The 14,027-nt window shown below is 71.2% G+C and carries 12 protein-coding genes; 4 read left to right on the top strand and 8 right to left on the bottom strand.

Annotated elements, in window-relative coordinates; translation table 11 throughout:
• Positions 1-21 precede the first annotated feature (21 nt).
• Positions 22-489 (top strand): hypothetical protein, encoded by a 468-nt coding sequence (locus BLS95_RS00390; RefSeq protein WP_090927890.1) that lies wholly within the window; start codon positions 22-24, stop codon positions 487-489.
• A gap of 40 nt (positions 490-529) precedes the next feature.
• On the opposite strand, the gene BLS95_RS00395 is transcribed toward BLS95_RS00390, so the two are convergent.
• The 8 genes from BLS95_RS00395 to aceB all read right to left on the bottom strand — a co-directional run bounded on the left by BLS95_RS00395 (position 530) and on the right by aceB (position 9,753).
• Complete coding sequence (locus tag BLS95_RS00395) at positions 530-2,443, bottom strand: hypothetical protein (RefSeq protein ID WP_090927892.1); 1,914 nt, start codon at positions 2,441-2,443, stop codon at positions 530-532.
• Between the two features lie 63 nt (positions 2,444-2,506).
• Positions 2,507-2,719 carry a DUF2277 domain-containing protein gene (locus BLS95_RS00400; protein ID WP_090927894.1) on the bottom strand — a complete coding sequence of 71 codons (213 nt, stop codon included), beginning with the start codon at positions 2,717-2,719 and terminating at the stop codon, positions 2,507-2,509.
• 4 nt (positions 2,720-2,723) lie between these two features.
• The gene (locus BLS95_RS00405; RefSeq protein ID WP_218135522.1) at positions 2,724-3,464 is read right to left on the bottom strand and encodes an IclR family transcriptional regulator; all 741 of its coding nucleotides are present in this window, start codon (positions 3,462-3,464) and stop codon (positions 2,724-2,726) included.
• 45 nt (positions 3,465-3,509) lie between these two features.
• Positions 3,510-4,262 carry an IclR family transcriptional regulator gene (locus BLS95_RS00410; RefSeq protein ID WP_090927896.1) on the bottom strand — a complete coding sequence of 251 codons (753 nt, stop codon included), beginning with the start codon at positions 4,260-4,262 and terminating at the stop codon, positions 3,510-3,512.
• 10 nt (positions 4,263-4,272) lie between these two features.
• A complete protein-coding gene (locus tag BLS95_RS00415) occupies positions 4,273-5,475 on the bottom strand; it encodes a (Fe-S)-binding protein (protein WP_090929018.1) in 1,203 nt (400 codons plus the stop codon).
• A 13-nt stretch (positions 5,476-5,488) separates the two neighbouring features.
• Positions 5,489-6,673, bottom strand: coding sequence for an FAD-binding oxidoreductase (locus BLS95_RS00420; RefSeq protein WP_090929020.1), 1,185 nt, complete (start codon positions 6,671-6,673; stop codon positions 5,489-5,491).
• Positions 6,674-6,712: 39 nt separating this feature from the next.
• Positions 6,713-8,149, bottom strand: coding sequence for an FAD-linked oxidase C-terminal domain-containing protein (locus tag BLS95_RS00425; RefSeq protein ID WP_090929022.1), 1,437 nt, complete (start codon positions 8,147-8,149; stop codon positions 6,713-6,715).
• A 26-nt stretch (positions 8,150-8,175) separates the two neighbouring features.
• A complete protein-coding gene (aceB, locus tag BLS95_RS00430) occupies positions 8,176-9,753 on the bottom strand; it encodes a malate synthase A (protein ID WP_176992994.1) in 1,578 nt (525 codons plus the stop codon).
• A gap of 168 nt (positions 9,754-9,921) precedes the next feature.
• On the opposite strand from aceB, the gene BLS95_RS00435 reads away from it, so the two are divergent.
• The 3 genes from BLS95_RS00435 (at position 9,922) to hutI (ending at position 13,782) form a co-directional block, all read left to right on the top strand.
• Positions 9,922-10,614 carry a DUF4097 family beta strand repeat-containing protein gene (locus BLS95_RS00435; RefSeq protein ID WP_090927900.1) on the top strand — a complete coding sequence of 231 codons (693 nt, stop codon included), beginning with the start codon at positions 9,922-9,924 and terminating at the stop codon, positions 10,612-10,614.
• Positions 10,615-10,698: 84 nt separating this feature from the next.
• The gene (hflX, locus tag BLS95_RS00440; protein WP_090927902.1) at positions 10,699-12,111 is read left to right on the top strand and encodes a GTPase HflX; all 1,413 of its coding nucleotides are present in this window, start codon (positions 10,699-10,701) and stop codon (positions 12,109-12,111) included.
• Between the two features lie 462 nt (positions 12,112-12,573).
• On the top strand, positions 12,574-13,782 hold the full coding sequence (gene hutI, locus BLS95_RS00445; protein WP_090927904.1) for an imidazolonepropionase: 1,209 nt from the start codon (positions 12,574-12,576) through the stop codon (positions 13,780-13,782).
• Positions 13,783-14,027: the final 245 nt, after the last annotated feature.

Consider the following 14,027-nt stretch of genomic DNA (forward strand, 5'->3'; position numbering starts at 1 on the left):
TCCGGGGGAGGGTGGTGGGCGATGAAGAGACTCGTACTGGCCTGGGCCGTCACCGCCGTCGCCGCCACGGGAGCGGCCGTGGCGGTGCTCGGCCTGCTCGGCGGCGGCCTCATCGGCAGCTCCGGCCACGTGCTGCACCCGGCGGAGGTGCGCGCGGCCTTGACCACCGCCACCTCTCTCACTTCTCCGAGCGCCGTCCCTCCGACCGAAGATCCCCTGAGCAGCAGCCCACCGAGCGCGACCCCGCCCGCCGCTGAGTCGCAGGGCGGGCTGATCCGCAGCCTGGGTGGCACCGTGGTCGCCTCCTGCGACGGCGACCTGGTCACCCTGCGCTCGTGGAGCCCCGCCCAGGGCTACTCCGTGGACGACCACGTCGAGGCGGGGCCGGCGCACAGGGCGAAGGTGGAGTTCGAGCCGGACGAGGGCGAGGACGTCGAGCTGGAGATCGCCTGCACGGCCGGCCGCCCCGTGCTGCTCCGGCGCCACTGAAAGCCGCCCCGCGCCCGCTCAGGCGCCCGTAGGCCGACCGTCAGGCCTCCGCGCTGAGCGCCGCCTTCGTCAGGTCGGCCTGGCGCTGGATCTGGCCCAGGATGATCTGGTTCACGCCCTTGGCCTGGAACGTGGTGACCATCTGGTCCATGATCGCGTTCGCCCGCCCCAGATCCCCCTGCCGCGCCTCGGCCCTGGCCAGGCGGCGCATCACCAGGTTCAGGGTGATGTTGTCGATGTTGTCCTGCTGGGTGACCCGGGTGAGGTGCTCGATGCCCAGCTTGGGATCCGGCTGGCGAACCTGCAACCGCTTGCCCGCCGTCACCGCCTTGAACCCCCGCTCGGCGTTCAACCCCTTGACCAGCCGGGCGTAGACGGCCAGCGGGTGGTCACCGTAGCGGTCGATCACCTCGTCCAGCGCCACGTTGCCGGAGCGCAGCGTCGGCGAGTCGGAGCCGAGCAGCGAGAACAGCTTGCCCTGGTCCTCGCCCAGCATCAGTTCGGCCACCCGGTGGTCGTCGTGGCTGATCGGCAGGCGTACCCGGACCAGGCAGGCGGGGGAGACGATGCGGGAGCCGTCGGCGGCGATGTACTGGGCGCGCACGTGGTATTCGCCGGGCTGCTGGAAGTAGTGCCCGTCGCGGCCGTGCCCGATGTACGCGCTGCGGTACATCGCCGGGTTGCCCGGGTCCAGCCGGATCTCCGGTGAGGCGTCCACGCAGTGCCGCATCATCGGCCGGTAGAGCACGGTCCTGCCGCCCGGCTGCGTGATCGACACCTGGGTGAACTCCGTGTCGGGGTGCAGGTGGCCGTGCGTGGAGCGGGGTTCGCCCGCGTACGAGAGCTTGAACTCGACCACGACCGGCTCGCCCAGCTCGAACGAGTCCTTGGCCCGCACCTCCAGCCGCAGCCCGGAGCGGTCCTCGACCGGCCGCTCGAACGGGTCGATCTCGGCGGCTCCGGTGCCGAAGGCGTTCGCGCCCATGGCCACGTCGCGGTAGAAGCCGTGCCGCAGGTGCACCAGCTCCTGGTCGGTGAACTGGAAGGGGAAGGCCGCCCAGTAGCCGGGTTCGCCGCCGGGCACGTAGTTCTGGACGTAGTTCATCCAGGACAGGTCGCCGAAGCCGCCGGCGGGGCCGAGGGGCTGGGGCGGTGTGCCGAGGTTCTTCTGCCAGGAATGCAGCAGGTTGAAGGCGTGGCCGAGCTCGTGCACGTAGGTCCGCAGCTGCGCCCGCTGTGCCTCCGGCGTCGTGCCCTTGATGGCGTCGTAGAACACCGCGGCCCCCTGCCGCTGGTGCCTGTCGTTGTAGTCGAACATGATGCCCCGGAAGGGGCCCACGTGCCTGCTGGCCACCAGCAGCCACACCCGCCAGGCCGGCGCGTCGCCGAACGCGCTGAAGTGCTGCGTCATCGCGTGGTGCAACTCGGCGTCGTCCCACGCCAGGTCCATGCCCGAGCCCTGCACCGGGATCACCCCCGGCTCGGCCAGGGTCAGCTCGATGCCCGCCTCCGCGTAGGCCGCGGCCACGCTCAGGTCCCGGGGCGGCGAGCCGCTCGGCCCCGGCAGCGAACCGGTCCCGTACGACACGAACGGCACGGTCCCCACCACGGAGTCCTGCTCCAGCAGGACGGTGCGGAAGTGGGGGGAGGCGAAGGCCACCTGATAGGTACGCCCGGCGACCACGGCCGTGCCGGAGCCGCCGGCGATCTCGACGGTCACCCCCGGCTCCGCCGTGCCGAACGTGAACGCCCCCTGCCCCTGGATCCGCCCGCCGTCAGCCTCGGCCCGCACCTCGGGAACGTTGACCACGAACGAGCCGACATAGGACGTCGTCGCGCCCGCCACGGTGAACACGTCGCCGCTGACCCTCCCCATGGGTCTGGTCCCGTCGACGTCGATCCGGAGCGACAGTCGCGAGTCGCCGTCCTGTCCCTGGTACAGCCCGCTGATCATGGGAGCTCCCTGGGGGGTCACCGAGATGTCTACCAGGGAGACTTCTCCCGGCGGGCGGCCCTGTCAACGAGAACCGCGAACTTCCAGCGCCCCCAGCAACTCCTCCGAGGCCCGGGTGATCGCCTCGACCGCCCGGTCGAACGCCTCCGCGTTGTGCGCGGCGGGCGCCCGGAACCCGGAGATCTTCCGTACGAACTGCAACGCGGCGGCCCGCACGTCCTCCTCGGTGACGGTCTCGGTGTACGGGGGACGCAACGTCTTGATGCTTCGGCACATGCCCCTAACCGTAATATCCGATGCGCTGGCTTATCTCCCGGGCGGCCGCCACCAGCAGCGCCCCCACCTCCGGCAGCCGCGGCGGCGTCAGCCGGTACGACGGCCCCGAGGCGCTGACCGCGGCCACCACCGAGCCGTCGCTGCCCCTGATCGGCGCCGCCACCGCGTTCAGGCCCACCTCCAGCTCCTCCACGGTGGCGGCCCAGCCGCGCTCCCTGACCTCGTCCAGGGCCAGCCCGGCCGCCGAGGTGACGGTGTGCGGCGTGTAACGGCGTAGCTCGGCGGGCAGCCGCAGGGCGCCGAAGGCCAGCAGCACCTTGCCGCTCGACGTGGCGTGGGAGGGGGTGCGCTGCCCGACCCAGTTGTGGCCGCTGATGGCCGCCGGGCCGCGTACCTGGCTGATGTTGACCGCGTCGCCGTCCCGCGGCACCGCGATGTTGACGGTCTCGCCGACCGTCTCCGCCAGGCGCAGGCACACCGGCCGGCTCTCCCGCGACAGGTCCAGCTGGGCCGTGGCGGCGCCCGCCAGCCGTACGACGCCGAACCCGAGACGGTAGCGCCCCCGCTCGCCGCTCTGCTCCACCAGCCCGCCCTGCTCCAGCGCCGCCAGCAGCCGGAACGCCGTGGACTTGTGCACATCGAGCTCCACCGCGAGGTCGGTCACGCGGGTGGCGCCGTCGCGGGCGAGGATCTCCAGGATCGCGATGGCCCGATCGACCGACTGCACCGTCGTCGTGTTGCTCATAGCGCAACAGAATACTTCGTCGGCCGGCCGCCGGACCAAGGTCCTTCACTCTCCGCCGGTCGCGGGGCGGAGCTCGTTGCCGAAGTCGTAGGCGATCTTCCGCATGGCCTCCGTCAGGTCGTCGCGGTTGAGCGCCTCGATGCGCTCGGCCGGTCCCGAGATCGACATCGCGGCCACCACCCGGTCGCCGTCCCACACGGGCACGGCCAGGCAGTGCACGCCGAGCTCCTCCTCGCCCAGGTCCACGGCGTAACCCCGGGTCCTGGTCAGGTCGAGCTCGGCGAGTATGGCGGTCACGTCGATGATCGTGTTCGGGGTGCGCCGCGGCATGCCCGTACGCTCGAAGGCCGCGACCGCCTCCGGGCCCGGCCGCCCGGCCAGCAGCACCTTGCCCACGGCCGTGCTGTGCGGCAGCACCCGCCGCCCGACCTCGGCGAACATGCGCAGCCTGCGCGGCGAGGGCACCTGCGCCACGTAGACGACGAAGTCGCCTTCGAGCACGGCCAGGTTCGCGGTCTCGCCCGACAGCTCCACCATCTTGGCCAGATGCGGCTGCGCCCACATGCCGACCATGCCCTCGGCGATGCCGCCCAGGCGTACGAGGCCGCCGCCCAGGGCGTAGCGGCGGTCGGATTCCTGGCGCACGTAGCCGCGCGAGAGCAGGGTCTGCAGCAGCCGGTGGATGGTCCCGTACGGCAGCCCGGTGCGCGCGGCGATCTCCGACAGGCCGGCCGACCCCCCGTGCTCGGCCAGCGCCTCCAGCACGTCGAGCGCGCGCTCGACCGACTGGACGCTCACCGCCCCTGCCTCAAAGGGTCACCCCGCGCAGGGAGGCGTCGAGCACCTCGGCCGTGTGCGCCACCCGGATCTCCCCGCCGGCGCGGCGCATGGCGGAGGCGATCTGCATGGTGCAGCCGGGGTTGGCCGAGACCAGCAGCTCCGCGCCGGTGGTGGTGACCGCCCCCGCCTTACGGTCGCCGAGGTCGCGGGCGGCCTCGGGTTGCAGCAGGTTGTACGTGCCGGCCGAGCCGCAGCAGATCGCCGACTCGGGGATCTCCCGCAGCTCCAGCTCCGGGATGCCGCTCAGCAGCTCGCGCGGCTGGGCCCTGATCCCCTGGGCGTGGGCCAGGTGGCAGGCGTCGTGGTAGGCGACGGTGACCGGCAGCGGATGCCGCTTGGCCACGGGGCCCAGCTCGGCCAGGTATTCCGACAGGTCCATGACCCGGAAGGACGGCTCGCTGCCGAGCAGTTCGCCGTATTCCTTCATGGACGAGCCGCAGCCGGCCGCGTTCACCACGACGGTGTCCACGCCGGCCCGCTCGAACACCCTGATCGTCTGGCGGGCCAGCCGCCTGGCCTGGTCCTGGCGCCCGGAGTGCACGCTGAGCGCCCCGCAGCACCCCTGGCCGGGCGGGATCACCACGTCGCAGCCCTCCATCGCCAGCACCCGCGCGGTGGCCGCGTTGACCTGCGGGAAGAACTCCCCCTGCACGCACCCGGTGAGCATCCCGACCACGGCCCGACGCTCGCCCCTGGCCCTGACCAGGCGCGGCAGGCGCTGCCGCCGCTCCACCCGCGGCGCGAGCGCGGCCATGGCGCCCAGGCTCGGGTGCACCCGGGCGAGGAACGGCGCCATCCGCCCGGCCAGCCACATCGTCGGCCGCAGCAGCCGCAACCGGCGCGGGTAGGGGAACAGCGAGAACACGACCCCGCGTACGGCCCTCTCCTGCGGCTCGCGTACGTGCTCGCGCTCCACGACGGCCCTGGTCTGCTCGATCAGCAGGTTGTACTGCACCCCGGACGGACAAGCCGTGACACATGCCATGCAGCCCAGGCAGGCATCGAAATGTCCTGCCATCTCCGGCGTGACCGGCGTGCCCTCCGCATGCTGCTTCATCAAGTGGATCCGCCCGCGCGGCGAGTCCATTTCCTCGCCCCACAGTGCATAAGTCGGACATGTCGGCAGACAGAACCCGCAGTGCACGCAGTCGTTGATCAGCTTCGGGTCGATCCTCGGATCCACGTCAGATGCCTCCCAAAAACCGTCCGGGGGACATCATGCGCCCGGGATCGAAGCGTTCCTTGACCCGCCGCATCAACGGCAGCCCGCTCACCTGCCCCCACCGCTCGACGCCCGCGTACGGGGCGGCGAGCACGTTCACCCGCCCACCGGCGGCCTCCACCTTCGCCCGCAGCCCGGACACCGCCGCGGCCAGTTCCTCCTCGCCGACCGGCCGCCAGGACTCCAGCAGCACCCGCCCGGTCACCGGCGAGCCGCGCAGGGCGAAGCCGGTCCCGGCCGCCGCGTCCAGCACGGCCTCCGTTCCCGAGGTCGGGAACCGCACCTCGACCAGCACCTCGTCCCGCTGGATCAGCCCCCACCACGGCGGCCGCTCGGCGGTCACCGAGCCCTTCCCGACCAGCTCGCGCAGCGCCAGCGCCCGCGTCTCGGCCTCCGCGCCCTCCACCAGCACGGCCAGGGCGATCGGCCCGTCCGGATCCGGCCGGTCCACCTCGACCGCGCTCGGCTCCGCCTGCGAGGCGGCCAGCGCCGCGGCGATCGGCGCGACCTCGGCGCGATCGAGCTCCGCCGTCACCCAGCGCCGGTCCGCGGGCAGCGGGTGCAGCCGGAACGTCGCCTCCGCGATCACGCCCAGCGTGCCCTGCGAGCCGGTGAACAGCTTGCCGAGGTCGTAGCCGGCGACGTTCTTGACGACCTTGCCGCCCGACTTCGCGATCGTGCCGTCGGGCAGCACGACGGTGATGCCGATCAGCAGGTCGCGGGCGGTGCCGTAGCGGAACGCGCGCGGGCCGGCCGTCGCGGTGGCGAGCGTGCCTCCGACCGTCGTGTGCTCGGTGAACGGCGGGTCCAGCGCCAGTTCCTGGCCCTGCTCGGCGAGGGTGGCGGCCAGCGCGTCCATGGTCACCCCGGCCTGCGTGCGCACGACGAGGTCGCCCGCCGCGTGCTCCAGGATCTCGTTCATGCAGCACATGTCGAGCAGCACGTCGCAGCGCTCGGGCGGGCTACCCCAGTGCAGCTTCGTGCCGCCGCCGGCGGGCACCACGGCCAGGTCCCGCTCGGCGCAGGCCCGCAGCAGCGCCGCGACCTCCTCGACGGACTCGGGCAGGGCGACCCAGCGCGGGCGCACGCCGCCGACGGCGTCCTCCTCGCCCGCCTGCCTGACCGTCACGCCGATGTCGTCAAGCATCAGCACCGTCCCACGTCGGCACGCATCAGCACCGCCTCATCAGAATTGCTCCGCCTTGCCCGACTCCACCAGCGGATGCACACCCTTGCGCACGCCCGGCACCTCGCCGCACAGGCGCGGCGTGGGGAACACCTTGCCCGGGTTCGAGAGCCCGCGGGGGTCGAACGCGCACCGGACGAGCTGCATGGTGTCCAGATCGTCCTCGCTGAACATCCTCGGCATATATCGGGATTTATCCACACCTACCCCATGCTCACCCGTGATCGAGCCGCCGTGCTCGATGCACAGGTCCAGGATCGCCCCGGACACCACCTCGGCGCGCTCGCCCGCCCCCGGCTCCGCGTCGTCGAACAGCACCAGCGGATGCAGGTTGCCGTCACCGGCGTGGAAGACGTTCGCGACCCTGATGTGGTGCTCGTGGGAGAGCCGGTCGATGGCGGCCAGCACGCCGGGCAGCGCCGTCCGGGGCACCACGCCGTCCTGCACGATGTAGGCCGGGCTGATGCGCCCGACGGCCGCGAACGCCGACTTGCGCCCCTTCCAGATGGCCGCCCGCTCGGCCGCGTCGGCCGCCACCCGCAGCTCGAACGCCGCCGAGCAGATCTCCTGGAGCCGCGCGAACTGCCGCCGCACCTCCGCCTCCGGCCCGTCCAGCTCCACGATGAGCACCGCGCCGGCGCCCGCGGGGTAGGAGCAGGCCACCGCGGCCTCGGCCGCCTCGATGGCCAGGGCGTCCATCATCTCGATCGCGGCCGGCACGATGCCCGCCCCGATGATCGCCGAGACGGCCTTCCCGCCCTGCTCGATGTTCTCGAACGCGGCCAGCACCGTGACCACGGACTCGGGCGTCCTGCTGAGCCGTACCGTGATCTTGGTGGCGATGCCGAGCGTGCCCTCCGAGCCGATGAACGCGCCCAGCAGGTCGTAGCCGGGGTCCATGCGGTCGAGCGTCACCAGGTCCCCGTCGGGGGTGACGATCTCGCAGGCCTCGACGTGGTTGACGGTGAAGCCGTACTTGAGGCAGTGGGCGCCGCCGGAGTTCTCCGCGACGTTGCCGCCGATGGAGCAGATCTGCTGGCTGGAGGGGTCGGGAGCGTAGTAGTGGCCGCGGTCGCGCACGGCCTCGGTGATCGCCAGGTTCGTCACGCCGGGCTCGACGACGGCCCTGCGGTTGTCCAGGTCGATCTCCAGGATCCGGCGCATCTTGGAGGTCACGATGAGCACGCCGTCCTCGCGCGGCAGCGCCCCGCCTGACAGGCCCGTGCCCGACCCGCGGGCGACGAAGGGCACGGCGAAGTCGTTGCACAGGCGTACCACGCGGGCGACCTGGTCGGCCGTGTCCGGCAGCACGACCACGCCGGGGGTCGCCCGGTGGTAGGTGAGGCCGTCGCACTCGTAGGTGCGCAGGCGTACCGGATCGGTGATCACCGAGTCGTGGGGCAGCAGCGAGCGCAGCGCGGCCGTCAGCGTATCCAGCACCGATCCCCCTTTACATACATGTCTTACGGCATTCGAGCATAGGCCGGAAGAGTCAGGAACTCCGCGAAGTCGTCGTCCAGGGCGACCTCCTTGAACAGCGCGGTCGCCTGGGCGTACAGGCCCTCGTCGTAGCCCGGCTCGGCGGCGATCTTGTCCAGCTCCTCCGTGATGATCCGTTCCACCAGCTCCTTCGTCACCTGCGCGCCGGTGTCGGCGAGCGTGATGTCGTTGTGGATCCACTGCCAGACCTGCGAGCGCGAGATCTCGGCGGTGGCGGCGTCCTCCATGAGGTTGTGGATGGCCACCGCGCCCAGCCCGCCCATCCAGGCGGCCAGGTAACGCAGCGCCACGTCCACGTTGTTGCGCAATCCCGCCTCGGTGATCTCACCGGGCGTCTCGGACACCGACAGCAGCTCCGCCGCGCTCACGCTGACGTCCGCGCGCAGCCGGTCGAGCTGGTTGGGCCGCGAGCCCAGCACGCCGTCGAACACCTCGCGGCAGATCGGCACCAGGTCCGGGTGCGCCACCCACGAACCGTCGAACCCGTCGCCCGACTCGCGCGTCTTGTCCGCCCTGACCTTCTCCAGCGCCACGGCGTTCACCTCGGGGTCGCGCCGCGAGGGGATGAACGCCGCCATCCCGCCGATCGCGTGCGCGCCGCGCTTGTGGCACGTGCGCACCAGCAACTCCGTGTACGCGCGCATGAACGGGGCCGTCATCGTCACCGCGTTCCGCTCGGGCAGCAGGAACTCGCGGCCCCTGGTGCGGAACTTCTTGATCACGCTGAACAGGTAGTCCCAGCGGCCCGCGTTGAGCCCCGCCGAGTGGTCGCGCAGCTCGTGGAGGATCTCCTCCATCTCGAACGCCGCCGGGTACGTCTCGATGAGCACCGTGGCCCTGATCGTGCCGTACGGGATGCCGAGCAGCTCCTGCGCCTTGGTGAACACGTCGTTCCAGAGCCGTGCCTCCTGGTGCGACTCGATCTTGGGCAGGTAGAAGTACGGGCCCTTGCCCTTGTCGATCTGCCGCTGGGCGCAGTGGAAGAAGTAGAGGCCGAAGTCGAACAGCGACCCCGACACCGGACGCCCGTCCACCGTGGCGTGCTTCTCGTCCAGGTGCCAGCCGCGCGGCCGCACCACGACCGTGGCCAGCTCGTCGTCGGGCCTGAGCGCGTAGGTCTTGCCGCCGGTCTCGAAGTCGATGGTCCTGTCGAGGGCGTCGCGCAGGTTGAGGTGGCCGCTCACGCAGTTTTCCCAGAGCGGCGAGTTGGCGTCCTCGAAGTCGGCCAGCCAGACCTTGGCGCCCGAGTTGAGGGCGTTGATGGTCATCTTCTTGTCGACCGGGCCGGTGATCTCGACGCGGCGGTCCGCCAGGCCGGGAGCCGGGGGAGCGACCTGCCAGTCGGACTCCCTGATGTGCTTGGTCTCCGGGAGGAAGTCGAGCATGCCGCCCGCCGACAGCTCCGCCTGCCGCGCCTGGCGGGCCTCCAGCAGCTCCAGCCGCCGGGCGCCGAACTCCCGCTGGAGAGCCGCCACGAACGCGAGCGCCTCCGGCGTGAGGATCTCGTCGAACCGGTCGAGCATCGGGCCGGTGATCTCCATGGAACCTCTCTCCCTCATATCGTTTTCCATCCTATGGAAAACCAATTCTGGATTGTGGAAGTGAACGTACTCTTCGCGTGCTTCCCCGGTCAAAGCTGGGGTCGCCCCGGGGGCTGCTCCGGGGCATCCCCGATGTGGGGGCGGCCATGCCGGGACAGGATGGGAGGCATGAAAACGATCGCCATCGCGGGCGGGCTGCTGGGCTCCGCGCTTCTGCTGTCGGGATGCGGGCTCGCCGTCGTCGGCGGCCCTTCCGAGCAGGACACCGTGTCGTACGAGGTGACGGACAAGGTCTCCGCCTTGCGGCTCCAGAACGGCTCCGGCGACGCCGTGGTCACCGAGACCGGCGGGTCGGCCGTACGCGTGGTCGAGACCCTGCGCTGGCGCGGCGACACGAAACCCGCCCCCCAGCACCAGGTCGACGGGGACGTGCTGCGGCTCACCTACGACTGCCCGACGGACTGGGGCAGTTGCGGCGTCGACTACAGGATCGAGATCCCCAAGGGACTGCGCGTCGACGTGGACGCCGGGTCCGGCGACCTCACGCTGAGGGGTCTGACCGGGGAGCTCGTCGCGCGCATCGGCTCCGGCGACCTCGACGCCTCGGGGCTGGCGGGCAAGAAGGTGGTCGCCGAGACCGGGTCGGGGAACATCGAGCTGAAGTACACCGCCGCCCCCGACAGCGTCCAGCTGAGGACCGGCAGCGGTGACCTGACGCTCAACGTCCCTGACGGAAGCTATGACGTGAAGTCCCGGGTCGGCTCCGGGGACGAGAACGTCTCCGTCAAGACCGACGCCTCCTCCCCGCACAAGATCTCGGTCAGTACGGGTTCCGGCGACGTCAACGTGTCAGCTGGATAACCACGTGCTCACGCCGGGGATGTCGTGCCACCATCGTGGGAAGACACCGGGGTGTCCAGACGTTCCCTCATAGAGATGACACGAATGCACGAATACACCGCGCCCGATGAGTTCGAGACCGGCGACATGGACCTTGAGGACCGGCAGGCGCTGCGCCGCGTAGCGGGCCTGTCCACCGAACTCCAAGACGTCTCCGAGGTCGAATACCGGCAGCTGCGGCTCGAGCGGGTCGTCCTCGTCGGCGTCTGGACCTCCGGCACCGCCGATGACGCGGAAAACTCCCTGCTGGAGCTCAAGCTCCTGGCGGAGACCGCCGGATCCGAGGTGCTCGACGGCCTCATCCAGCGCCGGCAGAGGCCGGACCCGGCGACCTACATCGGTTCCGGCAAGGCGCTGGAGCTGCGCGACGTGGTCGAGTCCACCGGCGCCGACACCGTGATCTGCGACGGCGAGCTGACCCCCGGTCAGCTCCGCCAGCTTGAGGAGACGGTCAAGGTCAAGGTCATCGACCGCACCGCGCTGATCCTCGACATCTTCGCCCAGCACGCCAAGAGCCGCGAGGGCAAGGCCCAGGTCGAGCTGGCCCAGCTCTCCTACCTGCTGCCGCGCCTGCGCGGCTGGGGTGGCAACCTGTCCAGGCAGGTCGGTGGTCGCGCCGCGGGCGGCGTCGGCATCGGCGGCCGCGGCCCCGGTGAGACCAAGATCGAGCTGGACCGGCGGCGGATCCGCGAGCGCATGTCCAAGCTGCGCCGCCAGATCAGCGGCATGTCCACCTCGCGCGAGACCATGCGCTACCAGCGGCAGCGCCGCGAGGTCCCGGCCGTGGCCATCGCCGGCTACACCAACGCCGGCAAGTCCTCGCTGCTCAACCGCGTCACCGGTGCGGGGGTGCTGGTGGAGGACGCGCTGTTCGCCACCCTCGACCCGACCGTACGCCGGGCGCGGACGCCGGAGGGCCGGCTGTTCACGATCGCCGACACCGTCGGATTCGTCCGGCACCTGCCGCACCAGCTCGTCGAGGCGTTCCGCTCCACGCTGGAGGAGGTCGCCGAGGCGGACCTGATCCTGCACGTGGTCGACGGCTCCCATCCCGATCCTGAGGGGCAGCTCGCGGCAGTGCGCGAGGTGCTGGCCGACATCGAGGGCGTCGACGACCTCCGCGAGATCGTCGTGATCAACAAGGCCGACGCCTCCGACCCGGAGGTGCTCGACCGGATCTCCCGGCGCGAGCGACACAGCGTCGTCGTGTCGGCGCGGACGGGCCAGGGCATCGCCGAGCTCATGGAGCTCATCGAGCGGGAGCTGCCGCGGCTGGACCACGAGATCCAGTTGCTGGTGCCGTACGACCGGGGCGACCTGATCTCGCGGGCCCACAAGGAGGGCGAGGTGCTCTCCGTGGACCACGTCGAGGACGGCACGATCCTGCACGCCCGCGTGCTGCCCAGCCTGTTCCAGGAGCTGGAGCGGGTGGGCAAGCCGGTCGAGCGCGTCTCCTAGAGATCTTCCGCGGCCGTTTGGGCAGCTCTCGCCACAAATAGCGCAGAGCTGCCCAAAAGCGGCAGTGGTCGCCGAACCCTGGGGTTGCTAGGATTGTCCAGACCAAACGTTGGTCTGCTTTTGGGTTTGGGTTCTGGGTTTCGGATGATGACTGTTGGTGTCCAAGTCGTCAGCGGGGGCCATGGGGACAAGGTGAAGCTGGGTAATGGCTGGGAACAGTGGTCTTTCTTCCGAATAACCCTGTACAGCAAGCCCAGCTGTGAAATAACGTAACTGAACTGAAATCGCCGGATCATGCCACCGGCGATACGGTCACACCGCACAGCATGACGCGGATGAGAGCAGGAGACCCCCCATGTCGTCCGGACCCGGAGCGGACTCAATGGGCGCGGCACAGGCCGTGCGCTGTGCGCTTTGCCTGCCTCAGGGCCTGCCAAGGCGGACGTGCGGGGTGGTGATGCGGTGACCGTTCGACTGCTGACCAACATCGGCCGCCTCTGGACCGGTAACGAGGTCCTCAGCAACGCCGCCATCCTCGTGCACAACGACCGCATCGCGTGGGTCGGGCGCGCGCCCGACCTGCCGCAGAGCGTGCCCGGAGTCGTCGACGACATCGTCGACGTCGACCACGTCGAAAACCTCGGCGGCGCGCTGGTCACGCCCGGCCTCATCGACGCCCACACGCACCCCGTCTACGCCGGCAACCGCTACGCCGAGCTGGCCATCCGCACCGGCGGCTCCACCTCCGCCTCGATCACCGCGGCGGGCGGCGGCGTGGGCTCGACCGTCACCGTGACCCGCGGCACCGACCCGTGGACGCTCTGCAACGGCGTTCGCGAGCGGCTGCGCGGGTGGCTGCTCAGCGGCACCACCACCGTCGAGGCCAAGACCGGCTACCACCTCACCCGCGACGGCGAGCTGGCCGACGTGCGGCTCCTGCGCGAGCTGGAGAAGGAGCCGATGATGCCGCGGGTGCACGTGACGTTCCTCGCGGCGCACGTGGTGCCGCCGGAATACTTCGGGCGGCAGCGCGAATACGTCGAGGCCGTGGGCGCCTGGTGCGCCGACGCGGCCGCGGCGGGGGCCGACAGCGTCGACGTCTACTGCGACGAGGGCCACTTCACCACCGAGGAGTCCCGCTGGGTGCTCGCCTCGGGCCGTAACGTCGGCCTGCTGCCGCGCATCCACGCCGGCCAGTACAGCCGCCGCGGCGCCGTCCAGCTGGCCGCCGAGCTCGGCTGCGCCTCCGCCGACGGGCTGCACCACATGTCGGACGAGGACATCGCCATCATGTCCCGCTACGGCGTGCCCGCCGTCGTCTGCCCCGCCACGGCGCTCCAGCGCGGCCACCTCCCGCCGGTCCGCCAGATGATCAAGCACGGCGTGCAGATCGCGCTCGGCAGCGACCACAACCCCGGCTTCTGCGGCATCACCTCGATGTCCCTGGTGATCGCCATGGCCGTGTCGGCGTTCGGGATGAGCGTCAACGACGCGCTCCGCGCGGCCACCCTGGGCGGCGCCACCGTCCTCGGCGCCCCCGACCGGGGAGTCTTAGCGCCCGGCCGGCTGGCGGACATCGTGCAGTGGGACGCCGACCACGAGGGCGCCTTCGCCTGGTCCTTCGGCCTCAAGCCGCGACGGGTGTGGCGGGGCGGGACCCCGGTTCAGTAGTCGATCGCGGGCCATGCAGCACCGGATCGCCGTCGTCACGGACTCGACCGCGTGCTTGCCTGCCGGGGCCGGGGCCGGGGTCACGGTGGTGGCGGTGCAGGTGGTCGGGGGCGACGTCCCGTACTTGGACGGTCCGGGCGTTCCTGGGACGGATGCCGATCGGCCGGTCGACGGCACTGCACCGCCGACCGGTGAGCCACCGCTCGGCGGCCGGCCGGTAGGGAGCGCCACCCGGCGGAGCAACG

Source organism: Nonomuraea jiangxiensis, assembly GCF_900099965.1.
GTDB classification, from domain to species: domain Bacteria; phylum Actinomycetota; class Actinomycetes; order Streptosporangiales; family Streptosporangiaceae; genus Nonomuraea; species Nonomuraea jiangxiensis.